This window comes from Lentisalinibacter sediminis (genome assembly GCF_040706615.1).
In the GTDB taxonomy this organism is placed as follows: domain Bacteria; phylum Pseudomonadota; class Gammaproteobacteria; order Steroidobacterales; family Woeseiaceae; genus Lentisalinibacter; species Lentisalinibacter sediminis.
This window is the reverse complement of the sequence record NZ_JAPDRF010000001.1, coordinates 139,886-160,900: the sequence shown is the minus strand read 5'-3', so window position 1 is coordinate 160,900 and position 21,015 is coordinate 139,886. Positions and strand designations below refer to the sequence as shown.

Genomic DNA, 21,015 nt, shown 5'->3' with positions numbered 1-21,015 from the left:
GGGTCGATGTCGGTTCTGAATTCCGGCTTCATTCTCTTACAGTTCCCTGCCCGCCTCAACGGCGGACCGTCTAAAAGCTGCGCTCGAAACGCCGCCGCAACAATACGGCGGTGAGGTTCATCACCAGCAGGAATCCGAGCAGCACGATGATCGCCGCGGAGGTCCGCTCGACGAAGGCGCGCTCGGGGCTGTCGGCCCACAGATAGACCTGCACCGGCAGCGCGGCCGAGGGGTCCAGCGGCCCCTGGGGGATGTCGACGATGAAGGCCACCATGCCGATCATGAGCAGCGGCGCCGTCTCGCCGAGGGCGCGGGCCATGCCGATGATGGTGCCCGTGAGGATGCCCGGCAGCGCCAGCGGCAGCACGTGCTGGAACACCATCTGCATCTTCGATGCCCCCACGCCGAGGGCGGCCTCCTTGATGGACGGCGGCACGGCCTTGATGGAGGCGCGCGCCGCGATGATGATCACCGGCAGCGTCATCAGCGACAGCACCAGCCCGCCGACCAGCGGCGAGGAGCGCGGCAGCGACGCCCAGTTGATGAACACGGCTAGCCCGAGCAGCCCGAACACGATGGAGGGCACGGCTGCCAGATTGTTGATATTCACCTCGATGAGGTCGGTCCAGCGGTTGCGCGGCGCGAATTCCTCGAGATAGACCGCCGCCGCCACCCCGATCGGGAACGCCAGTGCCACGGTGACCAGCAGCATGTAGAACGAGCCCATGAGGGCGCCGCGGATGCCGGCCAGTTCCGGATCCCGGGAATCGCCGTTCGTGAACAGCGCCGTGTTGAACTTGAGCTGCAGGCGCCCGGTCTCGGTCAGCCGGTCGATCCAGACGAGTTCCCGGTCTTTTACGGGCCGGGACTCTTCCGGCAGCGTGCGGTCGATACTGCCCTTGACCACCATGTCCACGTCGGCACTGGCCGGCACCCACACGCGGCGGGACTCGCCGATCACGCTCGGGTCGGCCGCCACCAGATTCTGCAGCTGATAAGAGGCGCCCACGCTGACCAGCTGCGCGAGCGCGCGGCGGTCGCGCCGGCCGCTCACATCCGGGAACAGGTCATACAGGCTCTCTCTCACCAGACCGGAATAGTCGCCCAGTGCCAGCGCCTCGGAGTTCGTCGCCCCGGTGGGCGAGATCAGGGCCGGATCCAGGTAGACGTCCAGCGCCACCTCGGACTGCGCGAACGCCTTGTAGCCGCTCGCGACGATGCTGGCGAAGAACAACACCAGGAAAGTCAGCCCCACGGAGACAGCCAGCATGCCCAGCACCCGGAACCGGCGCTCGCGGCTGTAGCGCCGGGGCAGCCCCGCCTCCATGAGCTGCCTTGCCGTCTTCCTGCCGTCGCTCATTCGTACTGCTCCCGGTATTTGCGCACGACCCTGAGGCCGATCACGTTCAGCACCAGCGTCACCAGGAACAGCACGAGGCCGAGGGCGAAGGCCGCCAGGGTCTTGGCACTGTCGAATTCCTGGTCGCCCACCAGCAGGGTCACGATCTGCACGGTGACGGTGGTCACCGCCTCCAGGGGATTGCCGGTGAGGTTCGCGGCGAGACCGGCGGCCATCACCACGATCATGGTCTCGCCGATGGCCCGGGAGACCGCCAGCAGGATGCCCCCCACGATGCCGGGCAGCGCTGCCGGGAGTATCACCAGCTTCACCGTCTCGGAGCGTGTCGCGCCCAGGGCGAACGAGCCGTCGCGCATGGCCCGGGGCACCGCCGTGATGGCGTCGTCGGACAGGGACGAGACCAGCGGTATGATCATGATGCCCATGACCAGGCCGGCGGCCAGCGCGCTCTCCGAGGCGACGTCCAGGCCGATGCCGGTGCCGACTTCGCGTATCAGCGGCGCTACGGTCAGTGCCGCGAAGAAGCCGTACACCACCGTCGGGATGCCCGCGAGCACCTCGAGCAACGGCTTGGCTGTGGAGCGGAAGCTCGACCGCGCGTATTCGGTCAGGAAGATGGCCGTCATGAGACCGATGGGCACGGACACGAACATGGCGATGGCGGTGATAAGCAGCGTGCCGGTGAACAAAGGCACGGCGCCGAAGGCACCGGAGGAGCCCACCTGGTCGGCGCGGATGGCGGTCTGCGGGCTCCACTCCAGCCCGAACAGGAACTCCGTGATCGGGACCTTGCGGAAGAACAGGATGGACTCGAACAGCACCGAGAGGACGATGCCGACCGTGGTCAGGACGGCGATGGTCGATGCGGCGAGCAGGGCACTCTGGACCACCCGCTCCACGTGATTGCGGGCGCGGAATCCGGGCGAGATGCGCCGCCAGGCCAGCGTCGCCCCGGCCACGGCCGCCGCCAGCACGAAGATCGTGAGCAGCAGCCGGCTCCTCGCCCGCGTCTCCAGATAGAAATCAGCCGCCGCCCGCATCTCCGCGTCGACCTCGGTGCTGACCACGTCCCCGGCGGCCAGATTGCGGATGTCGTTGACGGCGAGATCGAGCGCGCCGGCGGACATGTCGCGCACCGACTCGGGCAGCCGGTCGACCATCAGCGCGGTGATCACCCTGGGCTCCAGCGTGACCCACAACAGGATGACGGCGAGCCCCGGCAACAGGCACCAGATGGCGGTGAAATACCCGTAGTAGCTCGGCAACGAATGCAGGCGCGCCATCGGCCGGTCGCCGCCCGCCGCGGTCAGGGAACGGCCGCGGCCGAGACGGTAGGCTGCAGCGCAGAGGAACAGCAGGATCAGCAGCAGTGTCTCGGGCTGCATTCGGTCACCCTTCCATCGTGGCGTGGGTCTCGCACGGCGGCCGGCGGATCGCCGTGCGTCCCTCGTCTCTCGTTATTGTCGTCCGCTTCGACGCCGGCTCAGAGTCGGATCGGCGTCAGCGATTCCACGGCAGCCAGCACCCTGGCGCGCTCCGGCTCCGGCATGGGGATAAGGCCGCGCTCGGACAGATAGCCATCGTCGCCCCACGCGCGCTCGCTCGTCATTTCGCGCAGGAATTCTCTCATACCGGGGATCACGCCGACATGGGCCTCCTTGGCGTAGGAGTACAGCGGCCGGGACACCGGGTAGTCGCCGGAGGCGATCTTCTCGAAGGTCGGTTCCACGCCGTCGATGAACGAACCGTGCACCTTCTCGATGTTCTGATCCAGGAAGCTGAAGCCGAAGATGCCGAGTGCATCCGGGTTGGCCTCCAGCTTCTGGACGATGAGGTTGTCGTTCTCGCCCGCTTCCACGTACACACCGTCCTCGCGGATGGAGTGGCAGATCGTCTTGTAGCGGGTCTCGTCCTCGTCCTCGATGGCCGCGATCCAGTCGAAGGTCTGGCAGCCGCCCTCCATGGCGAGTTCAACGAACGCGTCGCGCGTACCCGAAGTGGGCGGCGGGCCCAGCACCTCGATCTCGGTGTCGGGCAGGTTAGGGTCCACCTCGTTCCAGACCGTATAAGGGTTCGGTACCAGCTTTTCGCCACCGTCCGGATCGGGCACCTCCTTGGCGAGTGCCAGGAAGATATCGCGGCGGCTCAGCTGGTACTGCTCGGACTCCACGGCATTGGCCATCACGATGCCGTCGTAGCCGATCTTGACCTCGACGACGTCGGTGACCCCGTTCTCCGCGCACATGTCGAGCTCCGATGCCTTCACCCGGCGCGACGCGTTGGTGACGTCCGGGTGGTCCACTCCCACGCCGGCGCAAAACAGCTTGAAGCCGCCGCCGGAGCCGGTCGACTCCACCTTCGGCGTGCGGAACTGGGTGGTCTTGCCGAACCGCTCGGCCACCACCGTAGTGAACGGATAGACCGTCGACGAACCGACGACGTAGATGTAGCTGCGGCCGCTCTGGGCGATGGCGGTGCCGGCCACGAGCAGGCCGATTCCGATGCCGGCGACGGTTGCCATCCTGGCCATGGTTGCGATTCGGCCCGGAGCTGTGCTTCTCTTGCTCACGATTTACTCCCGCAGTTCAGGCGATGTTCGGGGACGCAGAGGATAGTCCTGCAATGTTACGGAAATATTGCAGGCGGTTCTCTTTGTCGGGAACTCGGTTCAAGATTAGTATTATTTTTATCAACTAGTTATAAGATATTTTTGATGTCCGATATCACCGCCGTTCACGACGAAAATGCGTTCGCTGCAGAGGAACCGGTACGCCTCGCCTGCGAACTGATCCGCCGCCGGTCGGTGACACCCGAGGACGCCGGCTGTCAGCCTTTCATGGCCGAGCGCCTGGCCGCCCTGGGTTTCAGGATAGAGCATCTGCGCTTCGCTGACACGGACAATCTCTGGGCCCGCCGGGGCGAGTCGGAACCCGTGTTCTGCTTCGCCGGCCATACCGACGTGGTCCCGCCGGGCGACCTGGATGCATGGTCCAGTGATCCCTTCGAACCGACCTTCCGCCGCGGCTTGCTCTACGGCCGGGGAGCGGCCGACATGAAGTCGAGCCTGGCCGCCATGCTGGTGGCGACCGAACGCTTCCTGGCGGCGCATCCGGACCACGGCGGCTCCATCGCCTTCCTCATCACCAGCGACGAGGAAGGACCGGCACGGGACGGCACGAAGCGGGTGATCGAGACGCTGCAGGAGCGCGGCGAACAGATCGACTGGTGCGTGCTGGGCGAGCCGTCGAGCCAGGCGGCGCTCGGCGACATCGTGCGCAACGGGCGACGCGGTTCACTGAGCGGCATTTTGAAGGTCCGCGGCATCCAGGGCCACGTGGCCTACCCTCAGCTGGCGGACAATCCGATCCAGCGTTTCGCCCCGGCGCTGGCCGAACTCTACGCCACGCCGCTGGACGACGGCAACGACCACTTCCCGCCCACCAGTTTCCAGGTGGTGAACGTGCAGGCCGGCATCGGCGCCCCGAATGTGACTCCCGGCGAGCTGAATGCGCGCTTCAACTTCCGCTACTCCACCGAATGGACCCACGAGAGCCTGGCGGCCCACGTGGAGTCGATACTGGACCGCCACGGCCTGGACTACGAGCTCCGCTGGCATCTGTCGGGCAAGCCTTTCCTGACCGAGGAAGGCGCCCTGACCGACGCCGTCACCGCCGCCGTGCGTGACGAGCTGGGCGTCGCGCCGGAACTCTCGACCGGCGGCGGCACCTCGGACGGGCGCTTCATCTCGCCGGCGGGGGCGCAGGTGGTGGAACTGGGTCCGGTGAATGCCTCGATCCACAAGATCGACGAGCACGTGCGGGTGGAGGACATCGTCCGCCTGGCGGCGGTCTATGAGCGCGTCCTGGAGCGTCTGCTGGCCGGCTGAGCCCTCAGCCGGCGCCGCGGCGCGCGGGCAGCCTGAGATTCGCGATGAGGCCGAACAGGCCGAGGATGGTCAGGCAGATCAGCACCCAGGCCGGCATGCTGAGCCCCAGGAACGACCATTTCAGCTCCGCGCATTCCCCGGAGCCGGAGAGGACCTCGCGGATCACCTCGGTCAGGGGCACCGTGTTCATCAGGTAATCCAGCCCGGCGCCGCAGGCAGGCACCTCGTCGGCGGGCAGATTCTGCACCCAGACGTGGCGCCCGGCGATGCCGGCGCCGGCGGCGGCGGCGGCGAAGACCAGCACACCGTAGACCCGGGCGCCCCAGCCCGCGGGATTGTGCAGGAAGGCGAGCAGGAAGACCGCCCCGAGCCCGATCGTGGCCACCCGCTGGAAGACACACAGCGGACAAGGCTCCAGCAACAGCACGTACTCCGAATACAGGGCGAATCCCATCATCGCCACGCAGGCGAGCAGGCCCGCGAGATTGGCATAGCGGCGCGTCATGAAATCCGAGACGGTCATGCTGGCGGGAGCGGAGCGGCGGTCAGGCGGGCTGCTGCTCGTCCAGGGCGTCGATATCCGTGTGCCGGATATCCTTGCCATGGACCATGTAGATCACGTACTCGCCGATATTCTTGGCGTGATCGCCGATGCGCTCCAGCGCACGGGCCGCCCAGGTGACGTTCATTACCCGCTTGATGCTGCGCGGGTCTTCCATCATGAAGGTGATGCACTGGCGCTGGATGGTCTCGTATTCCTCGTCCACCATCTCGTCGTCCTTCACCACCGCCAGCGAGGCCTGCACGTCCAGCCGGGCGAAGGCGTCCATGGCCTGGCGCACCATCCGGCTCACCTGACCGCCCATGTTCTTCAGTTCCCGGTAGGAGCCGGCCGGGCGGTCCATCTCGGCGAGCTTGGAGGCCAGGAAGCCGATCTTCTCGGCCTCGTCGCCGATGCGCTCGAGGTCCGTGATGGTCTTGATGATGGCGACGATCAGGCGCAGATCGCTCGCGGTCGGCGCGCGGGTGGCGAGGATGCGGCTGCATTCCTCGTCGATGCTCACCTCGAGATGATTGACCTTGTAGTCGTCATAGGCCACCTGCAGCCCCAGTTCGCTGTCACCGCTGACCACGGCCTCCACCGCGCGCTCGAGCTGCGACTCCACCAGCCCCCCCATGGACAGGACGTTGTTGCGCAACGCCTCCAGGTCCTTGTTGAAGCGGCGGGATATGTGATGGGTCAGATCCGTCGTCTGCATGCGTTTCGTCCTCTCTCGAGCCGGCACCATGAACCATGGCAGAGACGTTTCCACGTCTGCAGCCGTGACTCGGCCACGTCGCAGAGTGTACCAGTTCTGCCATGCTCCTGGCGATATTTTGTAATTACTTTACTCATACAATGGCAATGCATTGTGCATACATTGCCATACATCGAAATTCGCTCGCCGCCGTCCCGCCGGCGATCGATCAGCCCGTCGCCGAGCGATCGCCCCCCGCCGTTCCCCGCGGGATCGGGACCGCCTCGGCACGCACCAGCCGGGCGCCGGGAAACCGGCAGACGAAGCGGCTGCCCTCGCCCGGCCGGCTCTCCACCTCCAGGGTGGCGTCGTGGCGCCCGAGGGCGTGCTTGACGATGGCGAGGCCGAGGCCCACGCCGCCGTCCTCGCGGCTGCGGCCCCGGTTCACCCGGAAGAAGCGTTCGGTCAGCCTCGGGATGTCCTGCTCCGCAATGCCGACGCCGGTATCCTCCACCGTGAGTGCGGCGCTGTCGCCGTCGGACTGCCAGCTCAGCGTCACGCTGCCATCCGCCGGCGTGTAACGCACGGCATTGGACAGGAGATTGGTGATGATCGAGCGGATCTCCACCGGATTGCCGTACAGCTGCGCCCGTGACTCGAGCCGCAGCGCCACGGCCGGGCCGCCGTCCGGGCGATCCAGCTCGGCCACGGCCTCGGTCAAGAGCGCCGCGACGTCCACGCGCGTATCCGTGCGGGCCTCGCTGCCCGACTCGAGCCGTGAAAGCTCCAGCAGCGAATCCAGTATCTCCTTCATCCGGGCGGCCTGGCGCTGCATCTCCGCGACCGGCCGCTGCCAGGAGGATGGCATCTCCGTGTCCTCGGACATGGCCTCCAGGTAGCCGCCGATCACGGTGAGCGGCGAACGCAGCTCGTGCGAGGCGTTCGCCACGAAGTCCCGGCGCATGCGCGCGAGCCGTGCCTGCTCCGTAACGTCGCGTACCAGCAGCAACCGCTGTCCCTCGCCGTAGGGCACGATGCGGCAGGTGAGCCATCCGTCGTCGCGCAGCGGTGACGGGATGGTCACCGAGTCCGAGTAGTCGCCGCTGCGCAGGTAGCTCACGAAGGCCGGATGCCGTATCAGATTGTCCACACGCTGGCCCCGGTCGCGCCGCGGCCGCAGGCCGACCAGATGCTCCGCGGCCGAGTTGTAGCGGGTGATCTCCGAGTCCTCGTTAAGCACGATGCCGCCGTCGGGCATGGCGTTGGTGGAGGCGCGGATCTCCTTGAGCGTGCGGTGGTGGCGGCGCTTGTGCTTCTTGGCGCGCTGCTTCAGGTAATCGATGCGGGCGAGCACCTGGGGCCAGATGCCCGTGCCATCCGGCACCTGGATACGGCTGCGGGTGCGGAGCGAGCGCTCCAGGCGGAACAGCATGTTGAGGTGGACCGCGATCACGGCCAGCGCGCCGATGAGGGCACCGGGCATGGCGTAACCGTACAACCAGCCGACGAGGGTGCCGAGCCCGATGACGGCGGCGGCCTTGAGCAGCGCATTGGTCCAGGCCGAGGGCATCAGCCTTCCCGCGACGAGAATCGGTAGCCGGCCCCGCGCACGGTCTGGATGTAGTGTTCGGCGTTACGGGCCGACAACGCCTTGCGCAGCCTGCGGATGTGCACGTCCACGGTACGCTCCTCGACATAGACATTCGCGCCCCAGACCCGGTCCAGCAGCTGGCCGCGACTGTACACCCGCTCCGGATGGGTCATCAGGAATTTCAGCAGCCGGTATTCCGTGGGGCCGAGCTGGATCTCCGCGCCGCCGACGCTCACCCGGTGCCCGGCCACGTCCAGCTCGAGTTCGCCGACGCTAACGATCTCGTCACCCGAGACGCCGGAACGGCGCAGCACCGCATTGATGCGCGCGATGAGCTCGCGGGAGGAGAACGGCTTGGTGATGTAGTCGTCGGCGCCGCCTTCCAGCCCGCTCACCTTGTCCTGCTCCTCCGCCCGGGCCGTCAGCATGATGACGGCCAGGTCCTCGAAGGTGGAGTCCCGTTTCAGCGAGCGCGTCAGCTCGAGTCCACTCATGTCCGGCAGCATCCAGTCGATAATGGCCAGATCCGGCCGATGGTCGGCCAGAAGCTCGCGCGCCTGGCGGCAGTCGGCGGCCTCGTCCACCTCGAAGCCGGCCCGCGACAGATGAAACGCGATCATCTCCCGAATGGGGGCTTCGTCTTCGACTACCAGTATACGGCGCACTGTCGTCATATCGGCTCCATGGAGCGCGATTACAGCAATTCTACATTACAGTCCGGTTACGGCGCCTGCTGCGCCACGCTGCGGCGCAGGTACGTGGGCACGGCGTCCCGGGGCGCCAGCGTGTCGCCGGCAGCGAAACGGGACGCGGCCAGCGCCGCCACTTCCTGGGCGCGGGGAAAACGCAGACCCGTATCCACGCCGCCGGCGGGCACCATCTCCGGATAGCGCTCCCAGCCGCCGCCCGCCAGCCACCAGTCTCCCGGCGCAGGCCGTACGCCGTCCGGCGCCGTCAGCCGATCGGCGACCAGCGTGCGCAGACCCTCCGCGCCAGTCTCCCAGGCGCCGGCATAGACCTCGCCCATGCGCGCGTCCTGGGTGACGTACACCCGGCGCGCCTCTGCGGCCAGCGCGCGGGACGCCAGTGCGGCCAGCGAGGAGACCGCCACCAGCGGCAGCCCGGCCGCGAGGCCGAAGCCCTGCGCCGCGGACACGGCGATGCGCACCCCGGTGAACGAACCCGGCCCCGCGCCGAAAGCGATGCCGTCCAGTGCCGCCATGCGCAGACCCGCCTCCGCGAGGAGGCCGCGCACCATGGGCAGGATCAGCTCCACATGCCGGCGGGGCTGCTCCTCGTAGACGCCCGTCACCTCGCCGTCGACCCACAGGGCGGCCGAACAGGCATCGGCCGAGGTCTCGAGGGCGAGTATCTTCACGAGACCGCCGCCTCGCCCGTCGTCTCGTGGCGGGCATAGAACTCCGCCAGGGCCTCCGCCTCGGTCACGGTCGCCATCGGGGCGAGCGCCTGCAGGAAGACGGGGCCGTAGCGCCGCGTGCCGATGCGCGGATCGCACAAGACAATCGCGCCGTAGTCGTCATGGTCGCGGATCAACCGCCCCACCCCCTGCTTCATCGTCAGCACCGCCTCCGGCAGCTGATGCTCCATGAACGGGTTGCCGCCCTGACGGCGGATGAACTCCGTGCGGGCCATCAGCAGCGGGTCGCCCGGCGAGGTGAACGGCAGCTTGTCGATCACCACGCCTGTGAGCGCCGTGCCGCGCACGTCGACCCCTTCCCAGAAAGTGCCGGTGCCGAGCAGCACCGCGTTGCCCGCCGCCCGGAAGCGCTCCAGCAGGTCCGCCCGCGGCGCCTCGCCCTGTACCAGCAGCTCGCGGCCGCCCAGACGCTCGCGGCGCTCCCGCCACCAGTCGGCCGCGATGCCGAGCGCGCGATAACTCGTGAACAGGAAGAACAGGCCGCCGGCAGTCATCTCCAGCAGCGGGGCGGCCGCCTCCATGGCGGCCTCGGTGTAGCCCCGGGCCGACGGCTGTGGCAGACCCCGCGGCAGGTAGATACGCGCGCGCTCCGCGAGCCGGTAGGGACTGGGGAACTGCAGCGTGCGCGCGTCGTCCAGGCCCATCCGGCCAAGGAAGTGGCTGAAGTCTTCACCCACCGCCAGGGTGGCCGATGTGAATACCCACGGCGCCTCGCTCATGTCGATCAGCGCCCGCAGCCGGCCGGCGACGTCCAGCGGCGTCAGGTGGAAACGCAGCGAGCGGCGGCTGACGTCGAACCAGTACAGGCCGGCCTCCTCGTCCTCGTCGGTGGCGGTCGTGAGGCGCGCGTGCAGGTCGTAGAGCTGCTCCGCCACGGCCTCCACTTCCGCCGATTCGCCCGCCACGTCCTGCAGCGCCTCGTGCAGTTCGGAGAGCCGTACCCGCAGCGTGCCGAGAGGCCCTGCCAGCGCGCCGCGCTGGCCGCCCAGCTCGTAGCGCCCGGCTTCCCGCGGTGCCGCGGCCACCAGGCCCCGCACCGCATCCGCCACCGCACCGATCGCCTGGCGCAGCTCCGACCCGCCCAGCGCGAAGGTGAACGCAGCGGCGTCGTCCAGCAGGTTCTGCACCTGGCGGGTACCCGCCATGATGCCGAAGAAACGGGTGGCCAGATCCGGGATCTGGTGGGCCTCGTCCAGGACGAGCGCTTCGGCACCCGGCAGGAAATCCACGAAGCCCTCCTCCTTCATGGCCAGATCCGCGAGCAACAGGTGATGGTTCACCACCACCACGTCTGCCTTCTGGGCCGCCCGGCGGGCATGTACCACGAAGCAGTCGTCGAAGAACGGGCACTTCTGGCCGAGGCAGTTCTCGGCGGTGGAGGTCACCAGCGGCCACACACCCGACCCCTCCTCTATCTCCACCACCTCGCGGCGGTCGCCGCTGCGAGTCTCGTGCTTCCAGCGCTCGAGCACGGCCAGTTCACGCGGGAAGCGCGCGGCCGCGGGCGTGCCCGCCGCCTGATCCAGCCGATGCAGGCAGAGATAATTGGCCCGACCCTTCAGCAGAGCCGTCGACAGCGGCTGGCCGATGGCCCGGGTCACCGTGGGCAGATCCCGATGGAACAGCTGATCCTGCAGCGCCCGGGTGCCGGTGGAGATGATCGTGCGGCGGCCGCTGCCCAGTGTCGGGATGAGGTAGGCGAAGGTCTTGCCGATGCCGGTACCGGCCTCGACCACCAGTGGTTCCTTCGCCGCCAGCGCATCGGCGACCGCCTCCGCCATCATGGCCTGGGCGGCGCGCGGTCGGAAACCCGGCACCGTCCCGGCGAGCGGACTCTCGTCCCCGAAAAGATCACGGAAGCTCTGCATGGGCGCAGACTATACTCGCTGCCGCGCGCAGCCTGCACTGCCCGCTTCGCGGCCGGAGGGGCCACAAATCGGCCGTCGGACCGGGCCGTGCCTGCGCATCCCGTGCGGCTGCCGGCCGTCGCGCAAGGCGCCCCGGCGCCGGCCCCGGCGCAGGCCGTTTTACAGCTGAATTATTCACATCTCTTTCAATAAGTTACGAACCCGAAAAAACGGACTGTGAAGTCTGCATTTCAGGCTTTGCAGGTGCTTGACAAGCCCGCTGACATGGCTTATTGTGCAATGCAACAATGATGCAGCGCAGCAACCGAGGAGGTGCCCAATGAACATCAGTGTCGAGAACATTTTCAATCGCGCCGCGGAAGACGCCCGTGGTCGCGTCGAGTCCGTGATTTCCGCAGCTCAGGACGGCGTCGAGCGCGCCGGTGACTGGGTCACGAAGGGCAAGACCCCGGTCCGTCGGATCTCCGACATGACCCTGCGTCTGGCCAACATCTCTCACAAGACGACCGAGAAGCTGGTCAAGCACCAGACGAAGACGGTCGAGTCTACGCTGGACGCCGCCGGTGCCCGCCTGAAGGCCGCTGCCCGTGCCGAGAGCCTGGGCGCGCTGGTCAAGACCCAGGCCAACCTCATCCCGGCCACCACGTCGCGCGTCGTCGATAACGTGCGCGGCACCGTGACCATCTTCGGCGACGCCGCCGAGGACGTGGGCGAGGTCGTGAAGAGCACCGTGACGGACTTCCGCCAGAAGGCAGTGAAGCCCGCCAAGAAGACGGCCAAGAAAAAAGCGGCCAAGACCAAGAAGAAAGCCGCCAAGAAGACCCGCCGGACGGCAACCAAGGTTGCCAAGAAGGCACGCAAGGTCGAGACGGGAGGCACGAGCTCGGCAGCCGCCGCGTGAGCCCCGTCTGACATAAGTCTCTTACGCCGCCGGATCGCCCGATCCGGCGGCGTTTTTGTTTCTGCGGGCGGAGTTCCGCAGAGGGAATGCACTCCGCGGTCGCGTGGGTATAATACCGGCCCTCTCCGGGAAAGGACTCCGGGATTCCCCCCAGCCGCCAGCGCAAGAGAGCACGATGAGCACGACGTTGAAGAGCCTCAGTGACTGGGTCGACGAGGTGGCCCGTCTGACCCGGCCGGACGACATCTACTGGTGTACCGGCAGCGATAGCGAGTACGAGAATTTCGTCCAGAAGATGCTGGAGTCCGGCGATCTCGTGGAACTGAACCAGGACTCCTACCCCAACTGCTACCTGCACCGCTCCGACCCCTCGGACGTCGCGCGGGTCGAACACCTCACCTTCGTCTGCACCCGCCACGAGGCCGATGCCGGCCCCAACAACAACTGGATGGATCCGGCCGAGGCGCACGAGAAGCTCGACGCACTGTTCGACGGCTGCATGCAGGGCCGCACGATGTATGTCATCCCCTACTGCATGGGACCCGTGGACTCGCCCTACGCGCGCTGCGGCGTGGAGATCACCGACAGCCCCTACGTGGTCGCCAACATGAAACTCATGACCCGCATGGGCGACGCGGCGCTCGCGCGGATCGAGCGCGACGGCACCTTCGTCAAAGGCATGCACTCCACCGGCGACCTGGACCCGGACAACCGCTACATCATGCACTTCCCGGAAGAGCTCGCCATCCGCAGCATCGGCTCCGGTTACGGCGGCAACGCGCTGCTCGGCAAAAAGTGCCATGCGCTGCGCATCGCCAGCTGGCAGGCGCGCCAGGAGGGCTGGCTGGCCGAGCACATGCTCATCGTCGGCGTCGAGAGCCCGGACGGCGAGGTGCACTACCTGGCCTGCGCCTTCCCGTCGGCCTGCGGCAAGACCAACCTGGCCATGCTGATCCCGCCCGCCTCGCAGCCGGGCTGGAAGATCTGGACCCTGGGCGACGACATCGCCTGGCTGCACCCGGACGAGGACGGCCGGCTGCGGGCCATCAACCCGGAGGCGGGCTACTTCGGCGTGGTGCCGGGCACGAACGCCAGGACCAACAAGAACGCCTACGACATGATCCACAGCGACACCATCTATACCAACGTCGCAGTGACGGCCGACAACGAGCCGTGGTGGGAGGAGAAAAAGCAGGGCGAGCCCGCCGTCGACTGGCGCGGCCGCGACTACGATCCGGAGCACGGCCCCGCGGCACACCCGAATTCCCGGTTCACGGTGTCGGCTCAACAGAACCCGAGCTATTCCTCACTCGCCGAGGCGCCGGAAGGCGTTCCGATCTCGGCCATCGTCTTCGGCGGCCGCCGCCGGGAACTGGCGCCGCTGGTCTACGAGGCGAAGGACTGGACCCATGGCGTGCTGGTGGGCGCCAGCGTGGCATCGGAGACCACCGCCGCGGCCACCGGCAAGGTGGGCGTCGTGCGCCGGGACCCGATGGCCATGAAGCCGTTCTGCGGCTACAACTTCGCCGACTACTGGGCGCACTGGCTGTCGCTGGCCGACCGGCCGCTCGAACTGCCCCGCATCTTCCACGTGAACTGGTTCCGCCGCGACGGCGACGGCCGCTTCCTGTGGCCGGGCTTCGGCGAGAACCTGCGGGTGCTGCGCTGGATCATCGATCGTTGCGAGGACCGGGCCGATGCCGTCGAGACGCCGGTGGGGCTGCTGCCGAAGAAAGGCGACATCGACACGGAAGGCCTCGACATCGACCCGGACGTCATGGAGGCACTCCTCACCGTCGACCCGGCACAATGGCAGGCAGAGATGGAAGCGGTCGGCGAGTATCTTCGCTCGTTCGGCGAACGCGCTCCGGAGCGTCTGCTGGCCGAACACGGTGCCGTGATGGAGAAGCTGGCGAAGGCTTCCTGAGCGGCGCCGGCGGCGCCGCCGGACTCAGCGCACCAGCATGTAGTGGATGGCCAGCGGGCTGCCCGGCTTGGCGACCCGTCCCAGGCCGATGATGCCCTCGCCGGCCAGTTCGGCGGAGTCGCGGCGGACGAAGATCTCCTCGCCCTGCATGGTCTGGATGAAGGTGCCGTTGGTGCTCTCGTCGACCAGGAAATAACGGTGCCGGCGCTTCTCCACCCGGGCGTGGATGCGCGAGATCAGATTGCCCTTCACCACCAGGTCGTTCTCGTCGGCGCGGCCCATGGAGATGCTCGTGCGCTTCGCGTCCATTTCCACCTCCGTGCCGTTATAGGACAGAACGAGCTTCGCCGGCTTGTCGGCGCCCTGCTCCTCGAAACCGATCGTGGGCAGCATGCTGGTGGCCTCTTCGGGCTGCCACAGCACCTCGTAGAGTGCCACCTCGTCGCGCTTGCCCTTCACGGTGGCGATGTCGATCTGGCGGACCAGCGCCTGCCACTCCTCGTCCAGCTGCTGCACCATCGTGTCGGTGGTGATGATCTGGCGCGCCTTCGCCTGGGAGGTCATGCGATTCGCCGTGTGCACCGCCGAGCCGAAGATATCCCGGTTCTCCTGCACCACGGGGCCGAAATGACAGCCGATGCGGATGGAGACCTTGTGGCCTTCGCCGATCAGCTCCTCGTTGTCGCTGATGCGCTTCTGCATGACCGCGGCCGCGCCGATGGCGGCGTTGGCCGTGGGGAAGGTGGCCATCACCTCGTCGCCCATGGTCTTGATGACCGTGCCACCGGTCTCCTCGGTGGCGGCTTTCATGATCTCCAGGCACTCGGCCACCGTCTCGCGGGCGCGGTCGTCGCCCAGCGTTTCGTAGAGCTGGGTGCTGCCGACGACGTCGGCGAAGAGTATTGCGACTTCAGCGTCTGTGGTCATTCGATGTCCGAAAGCCTTTGCTGCCGGCGGGATACGCGAGGAACCTTACCCGGTTTCCCGTTCGATTATACGCAGACCCGGGCGCCGACCGACACCCATTATGTCTAATCCGCGCGGCCAATCCACCGGCACCGGGAATCCCCCGCCCTACTTCTCGGCGACGATGTAGACGATCCAGGCCGGATCGGGTTCGCCCTCGGACTCCGGCGTGAACTCCCCGTTACCCTCGCCGTCCTCATCCTCGCCCTCCCAGTAGACGGTGGCTTTGCTGAAGCCGGCCTCCAGCAGCAGCTCGCGGATCTCGGGCAGCGTCCACAGACGCCACTCGTAGCTGAAAGCCTTCTTCATCTTCGAGCCGTCCGGGAACTTGAAGTGGATGTGACACTTCATGTAGCCGGTCACCGGGTGGTAATCGGCCTGATGCCACACGTAGGTGAAGTCGTCGTGTTCCGTCTCCTCCTTCACCACATCCATGGTCTCGGAGCCGCCGAAGGCGTCCAGGAACAGGATGCCGTCGTCCGCCAGGCACTCCCGGCAGCGCTCGAAGTAGCGCCGCATCTCGTCCCGGGTATCGAAGATGAAGTAGCTGAAGTTGAACGCGCCGATCAGGTCGACGATCCCCGTGTTGGCGGCGAGCACGTTGTCCTCGATCAGGGTGACCCGGTCGCGCTCGTCGTGCGTCAGGCGGGAGAGCCGGTTCTGGCGCCCCCAGTCGAGCACCTCGGGATCCAGGTCCACCCCGACCGCGCGCCGGTCGCTGCCCCGCCGCACCCACTCGCAGCAGGCGCTGGCCGTGCCGCAGAAGTCCTCGCGGAAGATCTGCGGCGTGCGCCCGCGGAGTTCGCCGAAAGTATCGAGGAGGAAGTCCACCTCCACCTCGACATCCTGGACGGATTCCTCGTAGAGCTCGTGCCGGTCGGCGAGCTCGGCCATTGTCTGCTTGCGCTGTGGCTTGCCCATGGGCTGTCTGTACCTTTCTTATCAGGAGCGGACGCGGTCCTGCCGCCGCTGAATTGTATAGGCTGGGGCCGTGGGCGGCTATGCGTACTGCCCGGCAGCTTTCGGTACAATCCGGCGCAAACCGTTTCGGCAAACTGTCTCGGAGCCATCCATGTCGTCATCCGCGCTGACGCGACGCGCCGGCCTGCCGGCGATCGTCGCCACTGCCCTGTCCGCCTTTGCTGCCACAGCCGCGGCGCAGCCATTGTCCGACGATCTGAAAGAGAGCGCCGCCGCAGTGCGCGACGCCGCGCTCACGGGCACGCCGGCCTATGACATCGTCGAGTCCCTGACCCTGGAGGTGGGACCGCGCATGGCGGGCTCGCCCGGCGACCGCGCCGCGGTGCGCTGGGCGGTCGCCAAGCTTCGCGCGCTCGGCCTGGAGAACGTGCGCACTCAGGAAGTGGAAGTGCCCCACTGGGACCGGGGCACGCTCTCCGTCACCCTCGTCGCCGAGAACCCCGTTGCGCTGGCCGCGACCTCGCTCGGCGGCAGCGTCGGCACCGGCGAGGCCGGCATCGAGGCAGGCGTGATCCGCGTGACCGGCCTCGAGGACCTGCGGGACCGCGATGCAGAGGACATACGCGGCCGCATCGTCTTCATCGACCAGCGCATGCAGCGCGCGCGCGACGGCCGGGGCTATGGCGAGACCGTACCCATCCGGCTGTACGGCGCGCGGGAGGCGGCGAAGCTCGGCGCCGAGGCCGTCGTCATCCGCAGCGTCGGCACCAGCGACAACCGGGCGCCTCATACCGGCACCCAGCTGTACGATCTTTCCATCCGCCGTATCCCCGCCATCGCCCTCTCCGCACCGGACGCCGACCTGCTCGCCTACCGCATCGCCGCCGGCGCCCGGCCGGTGCTGCGCATCCACTCCACCGCCCGCCAGCTGCCGCCCACCACCTCCGCGAACGTCATCGGCGAGATCCCCGGGCGCGAGGCGCCGGAGGAGATCGTGCTGCTCGGCGCGCACCTCGACTCCTGGGATCTCGGCACCGGCGCGCTGGACGACGGCGCCGGCGTCGGCATCGTCACGGCGGCAGCCCACCTCATCGGGCAGCGGGAAAAGCCACCCCGCCGCACCATCCGCGTCGTGCTGTTCGCCAACGAGGAGTTCGGCCTGTCCGGCGCGCGCAAGTACCGGCAGATGAGCGACGAGGAATTCGCCAATCACATCGTGGGCACGGAGGCCGACTTCGGCGCCGGGCGGGTCTGGCGCATCTCCTCGAACGTGGCGCCGGAGGCGCTGGACCTGGTGACCGGCATCCACGAGGTGCTGGCACCGCTCGGTATCGAGCGCGGCGACAACGACGCCGGCGGCGGCGCGGACCTGAGGCCGCTGCGCACCGGCGGCATGCCGGTATTTTCCCTGACCCAGGATGGCACAGACTATTTCGACTATCACCACACGGCCAACGACACCATCGACCGTATCGACCGCGAGGCCATCGACCAGAATGTGGCTGCCTACGCCGCCTTCGCCTGGATCGCCGCCAACCTGGAGCGCGACTTCGGCCGCCTGGCCGTCGAGCCGCGCGAGTCCCGCTGAGCGGGCCGACACGCCTTGCCCCACTCACGACCGGGGTCATCATCACGGACGAAACCATGAGAAAGACACTGACACTCTGCCTTACCGTCCTCGCCTCCCTCGCCGCCACCGGCGTGACGGCGGAGACACTGATGCTGCGCTACCCGGACATTCACGGCGACCGGGTGGTGTTCACCTACGCCGGCAACCTCTGGACCGTCTCCACCGACGGCGGCCGGGCCCGCCAGCTCACCAGCCACCCCGGGCTGGAGATCTTCGCGGAATTCTCCCCGGACGGCGGCGCGATCGCCTTCACCGGCCAGTACGACGGCGCCGAGCAGGTCTACGTGATCCCTGCCGAGGGCGGTGAACCGCGCCAGCTCACCTGGTACCCGTCCCAGGGCCCGCTGCCCGCCCGCTGGGGCTACGACCACCTGGTGCAGGGCTGGACGCCGGACGGCAAACGGGTGCTGTTCCGATCGCTGCGCGATGCCTGGGGCCTCGGCGACGGGCGCCTTTTCACGGTCAGCCGCGAAGGCGGCCTGCCGGAACCGCTGCCGCTGCCCAGAGCCGGCGCCGCCACCTTCGCGGGCAGCGCCGACCGTCTCTTTTATTCACCGCTGATGCGCGACTTCCGCACCTGGAAGCGCTACCAGGGCGGCTGGGCCCAGGACCTGTATCTGCTCGATATCCCGGGCCGCAAGGCCACGCCGGTTACCACTCACGAACGCTCGGACCGGGATCCCATGTGGATCGACGGTGCGGCCTACTTCGCCTCCGACCGGGACGGCCGCTTCAACCTCTACCGCCACGACCCCGCCACCGGCGAGACCACCCAGCTCACCCGCTACACGGACTGGGACGTGCGCTGGCCCGGCACCGACGGCGCGGGCCGCATCGCCTACGAGCTGAACGGCGCCATCCACGTCTACGACACGACCACCGGCGAAGACCGTCGCCTCACCATCACGGTGCCCTCCGACCTCCTGCCGGCACGGCCGCGCCAGGTCAGCGTGGCCGGACAGATTGAGGGCTTTGCGCTGTCGCCGCAGGCCCGCCGGGCGCTCTTCGTCGCCCGGGGCGATCTCTTCAGCGTGCCGGTGGAGAAAGGCCTGGCGATCAACCTGACCGGCACCTCGAATGCCCATGAGCGCGAGGTGGCCTGGTCGCCGGACGGCAGCCATATCGCCTACGTGTCCGATTTCTCCGGCGAGGAAGAGGTCTACGTGGAGGATTCCGCCGGCGGCGACCCGGTGCAGCTCTCGGAAGGCTATCGCACCCGCTACTCCGCACCGGCCTTCTCGCCGGACGGCCAACGCCTGGCCTGGCACGACGCCGCGGGCCGCATCTTCGTGGCGCGCACCGACGGCCGCGGCGAACCCGTGATTGCCGCCGACGAGGCCCGGGGCGACACCGCCGACTACGCCTGGTCGCCGGACAGCCGCTGGCTCGCCTTCAGCCTGAGCGAGCCGTCGGGCCTGCGCTCCATCCACGTCTGGGACGCCGAACGCGAGAAGCGGCACCGGGTCACCGACGAGTTCTTCAACGACCGCACGCCCGCCTGGTCGCCGGACGGCAAGGCGCTGTACTTCCTCGGCGACCGCATGTTCCAGCCCCAGATCGGCACCCGGGAGTTCAACTACACGCTCGTCGACCAGGTGGGCATCCTCGCGCTCGCGCTGACCGCCGATGCCGGCAATCCCTACGCGCCGGAAAACGCCGACCCGGTCATCGAGGTGGAAGAGAAAAAGAAGGAACAGAAGGACAAGGAGGCCGAGGCGCCGGAAGTCCGCATCGACTTCGACGGCCTGGCCGGCCGCTACTTCCGCGTGCCGGGCATTACGCCGACCAACATCCAGGGGCTCGCCGTCACCGGCAAGCATCTCCTGTACGTGGTCACGGACTCTTTCTATTACGGCCGCGAACCGCTGCAGCAGCCGCGGCTCATGACCTACAGCATCGAGGACCGGGAAGCGAAGGAACTGGCCGGCAGTGTACAGGGCATGAACCTCTCGCCGGACGGCGGTTTCGTGATGGTGCGCGGGCAGGACGGCTACAAGGTCTACGACGTCGCCAAGGGCGCGGAACAGGAGACGAAGGCCGTCGCCACCGACAAACTGGTGGCCGACATCGACCCGCGCGCCGAGTGGCGCACCATCTTCGACGAGGTCTGGCGTCGCTTCCGCGACTACTTCTACGTGGAGAACATGCACGGCCTCGACTGGCAGGCCGTGCGCGAGCAATACGAACCGCTGCTCGAGCACGTATCGCACCGCGCCGATCTCAACTACCTCATCGGCGAGATGATCGCCGAACTCAATGCCTCCCACGCCTACATCGCCGGCGGCGACGAGGGCCTGCCGGCCCGACCGAACGTGGCGCTGCTCGGCGCGCGCTTCGCCCTGGATACCGACGCCGGCCGCTACCGCATCGCCGATATCTTCCCGGGCGAGAACGACAGCGAGCGTTACCGGTCACCTCTCACCGAGACCGGTGTAAACGTGCGCGAGGGCGACTACCTGCTGGCCGTGAACGGCCGCGAGCTGACGGCGGCCATGAACCCGTACGCGCTGCTGACCGTCCCGGCCGGACAGCCCCTGCAGCTTACCGTCGGCGCGACGCCCGACCTCGAGGAGGCGCGCACGGTGCTGGTCGAGCCGCTCGCGGGCGAGTCGGATCTCATCTACCTGAACTGGGTGGCGGAGAACCGGCGCAAGGTGGCCGAGGCCACCGACGGTCGCGTGGGCTATCTCCACATCCCGGACATGGGCGCCAACGGTATTCGCGAGTTCATCAAGTGGTACTACCCGCAGATCCGCAAGGACGGCATCGTCGTGGACGTGCGTTCCAACGGCGGCGGCAATGTCTCGCAGATGCTGATCGAGCGCCTGAGCCGTAACATCCTGGGGCTGTCCTATGGCCGCCACAACGACCGACCGAACACCTATCCCTTCATCGTGTTCCCCGGACATCTCGTCTGCCTCGTCAACGAGACTTCGGCTTCGGACGGCGACATCTTCCCCTGGATGTTCCGGGAGGCGGGCCTCGGCCCGCTCATCGGCAAGCGCACCTGGGGCGGCGTCATCGGTATCACCAACCATGGCCCGGTGCTGGACGGCGGCGAGGTCTACGTACCCCAGTTCGGCTACGCCAACGCGCAGGGCGAGTGGGACGTCGAGGGTGAGGGCGTCAGCCCGGACATCGTCGTGGACAACGACCCGGTCGCGCTACTCGAGGGCCGCGACCCGCAGCTCGCGCGCGGCATTGCCGCGGTAATGCAGCGCATCGAATCCGATCCGCCGCGCATCCCGCAGCGCCCGGCAGACCCGGTGCGTACCGACTGATCGGCGCG

16 protein-coding genes are annotated in these 21,015 nt (G+C 67.8%); 5 read left to right on the top strand and 11 right to left on the bottom strand.

The features are described 5' to 3' along the window. Window positions 1-70 precede the first annotated feature (70 nt). The 3 genes from pstA to ACJMKX_RS00755 all read right to left on the bottom strand — a co-directional run bounded on the left by pstA (window position 71) and on the right by ACJMKX_RS00755 (window position 3,890). A complete protein-coding gene (gene pstA / locus ACJMKX_RS00765; RefSeq protein ID WP_405220031.1) occupies window positions 71-1,360 on the bottom strand; it encodes a phosphate ABC transporter permease PstA in 1,290 nt (429 codons plus the stop codon). Continuing rightward, complete coding sequence (gene pstC, locus ACJMKX_RS00760) at window positions 1,357-2,745, bottom strand: phosphate ABC transporter permease subunit PstC (protein WP_405220029.1); 1,389 nt, start codon at window positions 2,743-2,745, stop codon at window positions 1,357-1,359. Before pstC ends, pstA begins: the two co-directional genes overlap by 4 nt. A 98-nt stretch (window positions 2,746-2,843) precedes the next feature. After that, entirely contained in the window at window positions 2,844-3,890 is a 1,047-nt protein-coding gene (locus tag ACJMKX_RS00755) for a substrate-binding domain-containing protein (protein WP_405220027.1), read from the bottom strand. Window positions 3,891-4,073: 183 nt separating this feature from the next. Here ACJMKX_RS00755 and dapE point away from each other — a divergent pair, with 183 nt between their 5' ends. Further along, on the top strand, window positions 4,074-5,246 hold the full coding sequence (gene dapE / locus ACJMKX_RS00750; protein WP_405220026.1) for a succinyl-diaminopimelate desuccinylase: 1,173 nt from the start codon (window positions 4,074-4,076) through the stop codon (window positions 5,244-5,246). A gap of 4 nt (window positions 5,247-5,250) precedes the next feature. Here the strand turns inward: dapE and ACJMKX_RS00745 are convergent, their stop codons facing one another. The 6 genes from ACJMKX_RS00745 to ACJMKX_RS00720 all read right to left on the bottom strand — a co-directional run bounded on the left by ACJMKX_RS00745 (window position 5,251) and on the right by ACJMKX_RS00720 (window position 11,381). Further along, window positions 5,251-5,751, bottom strand: a complete 501-nt coding sequence (locus ACJMKX_RS00745) for a disulfide bond formation protein B (RefSeq protein ID WP_405220024.1) — start codon at window positions 5,749-5,751, stop codon at window positions 5,251-5,253. 40 nt (window positions 5,752-5,791) lie between these two features. After that, the gene (phoU, locus tag ACJMKX_RS00740) at window positions 5,792-6,505 is read right to left on the bottom strand and encodes a phosphate signaling complex protein PhoU (RefSeq protein WP_405220022.1); all 714 of its coding nucleotides are present in this window, start codon (window positions 6,503-6,505) and stop codon (window positions 5,792-5,794) included. Window positions 6,506-6,713: 208 nt separating this feature from the next. Then, window positions 6,714-8,054, bottom strand: a complete 1,341-nt coding sequence (phoR, locus tag ACJMKX_RS00735; protein ID WP_405220020.1) for a phosphate regulon sensor histidine kinase PhoR — start codon at window positions 8,052-8,054, stop codon at window positions 6,714-6,716. Continuing rightward, window positions 8,054-8,749 carry a phosphate regulon transcriptional regulator PhoB gene (gene phoB, locus ACJMKX_RS00730; protein WP_405220018.1) on the bottom strand — a complete coding sequence of 232 codons (696 nt, stop codon included), beginning with the start codon at window positions 8,747-8,749 and terminating at the stop codon, window positions 8,054-8,056. Before phoB ends, phoR begins: the two co-directional genes overlap by 1 nt. Before the next feature lie 47 nt (window positions 8,750-8,796). Further along, window positions 8,797-9,453, bottom strand: coding sequence for a tRNA (adenosine(37)-N6)-threonylcarbamoyltransferase complex dimerization subunit type 1 TsaB (gene tsaB / locus ACJMKX_RS00725; protein WP_405220016.1), 657 nt, complete (start codon window positions 9,451-9,453; stop codon window positions 8,797-8,799). Further along, on the bottom strand, window positions 9,450-11,381 hold the full coding sequence (locus ACJMKX_RS00720) for an ATP-dependent DNA helicase (RefSeq protein WP_405220014.1): 1,932 nt from the start codon (window positions 11,379-11,381) through the stop codon (window positions 9,450-9,452). Before ACJMKX_RS00720 ends, tsaB begins: the two co-directional genes overlap by 4 nt. A 319-nt stretch (window positions 11,382-11,700) precedes the next feature. Here ACJMKX_RS00720 and ACJMKX_RS00715 point away from each other — a divergent pair, with 319 nt between their 5' ends. After that, window positions 11,701-12,282 carry a phasin family protein gene (locus ACJMKX_RS00715; RefSeq protein ID WP_405220013.1) on the top strand — a complete coding sequence of 194 codons (582 nt, stop codon included), beginning with the start codon at window positions 11,701-11,703 and terminating at the stop codon, window positions 12,280-12,282. A 103-nt stretch (window positions 12,283-12,385) separates the two neighbouring features. Next, the gene (locus ACJMKX_RS00710; RefSeq protein WP_405220011.1) at window positions 12,386-14,209 is read left to right on the top strand and encodes a phosphoenolpyruvate carboxykinase (GTP); all 1,824 of its coding nucleotides are present in this window, start codon (window positions 12,386-12,388) and stop codon (window positions 14,207-14,209) included. A 24-nt stretch (window positions 14,210-14,233) separates the two neighbouring features. On the opposite strand, the gene ACJMKX_RS00705 is transcribed toward ACJMKX_RS00710, so the two are convergent. Both ACJMKX_RS00705 and ACJMKX_RS00700 read right to left on the bottom strand, forming a co-directional pair. Beyond that, complete coding sequence (locus ACJMKX_RS00705) at window positions 14,234-15,136, bottom strand: adenylate/guanylate cyclase domain-containing protein (RefSeq protein ID WP_405220009.1); 903 nt, start codon at window positions 15,134-15,136, stop codon at window positions 14,234-14,236. A 147-nt stretch (window positions 15,137-15,283) separates the two neighbouring features. Continuing rightward, on the bottom strand, window positions 15,284-16,096 hold the full coding sequence (locus tag ACJMKX_RS00700) for a class I SAM-dependent methyltransferase (RefSeq protein ID WP_405220007.1): 813 nt from the start codon (window positions 16,094-16,096) through the stop codon (window positions 15,284-15,286). A 151-nt stretch (window positions 16,097-16,247) separates the two neighbouring features. Between ACJMKX_RS00700 and ACJMKX_RS00695 the strand changes: the two genes are divergently transcribed. Then, a complete protein-coding gene (locus ACJMKX_RS00695) occupies window positions 16,248-17,684 on the top strand; it encodes a M28 family peptidase (protein WP_405220005.1) in 1,437 nt (478 codons plus the stop codon). A 56-nt stretch (window positions 17,685-17,740) separates the two neighbouring features. Further along, on the top strand, window positions 17,741-21,007 hold the full coding sequence (locus ACJMKX_RS00690; protein WP_405220003.1) for a S41 family peptidase: 3,267 nt from the start codon (window positions 17,741-17,743) through the stop codon (window positions 21,005-21,007). Window positions 21,008-21,015 lie beyond the last annotated feature (8 nt).

Bases quoted from the DNA above. Each gene is read 5' to 3' on its own strand.
- phoR (WP_405220020.1), bottom strand. From the start codon at position 8,054: ATGCCCTCGGCCTGGACCAATGCGCTGCTCAAGGCCGCCGCCGTCATC.
- pstA (WP_405220031.1), bottom strand. From the start codon at position 1,360: ATGAGCGACGGCAGGAAGACGGCAAGGCAGCTCATGGAGGCGGGGCTG.
- ACJMKX_RS00690 (WP_405220003.1), top strand. From the start codon at position 17,741: ATGAGAAAGACACTGACACTCTGCCTTACCGTCCTCGCCTCCCTCGCC.
- ACJMKX_RS00755 (WP_405220027.1), bottom strand. From the start codon at position 3,890: ATGGCCAGGATGGCAACCGTCGCCGGCATCGGAATCGGCCTGCTCGTG.
- pstC (WP_405220029.1), bottom strand. From the start codon at position 2,745: ATGCAGCCCGAGACACTGCTGCTGATCCTGCTGTTCCTCTGCGCTGCA.
- ACJMKX_RS00705 (WP_405220009.1), bottom strand. From the start codon at position 15,136: ATGACCACAGACGCTGAAGTCGCAATACTCTTCGCCGACGTCGTCGGC.
- ACJMKX_RS00745 (WP_405220024.1), bottom strand. From the start codon at position 5,751: ATGACGCGCCGCTATGCCAATCTCGCGGGCCTGCTCGCCTGCGTGGCG.
- ACJMKX_RS00700 (WP_405220007.1), bottom strand. From the start codon at position 16,096: ATGGGCAAGCCACAGCGCAAGCAGACAATGGCCGAGCTCGCCGACCGG.
- ACJMKX_RS00715 (WP_405220013.1), top strand. From the start codon at position 11,701: ATGAACATCAGTGTCGAGAACATTTTCAATCGCGCCGCGGAAGACGCC.
- dapE (WP_405220026.1), top strand. From the start codon at position 4,074: ATGTCCGATATCACCGCCGTTCACGACGAAAATGCGTTCGCTGCAGAG.
- ACJMKX_RS00695 (WP_405220005.1), top strand. From the start codon at position 16,248: ATGTCGTCATCCGCGCTGACGCGACGCGCCGGCCTGCCGGCGATCGTC.
- phoU (WP_405220022.1), bottom strand. From the start codon at position 6,505: ATGCAGACGACGGATCTGACCCATCACATATCCCGCCGCTTCAACAAG.
- phoB (WP_405220018.1), bottom strand. From the start codon at position 8,749: ATGACGACAGTGCGCCGTATACTGGTAGTCGAAGACGAAGCCCCCATT.
- ACJMKX_RS00720 (WP_405220014.1), bottom strand. From the start codon at position 11,381: ATGCAGAGCTTCCGTGATCTTTTCGGGGACGAGAGTCCGCTCGCCGGG.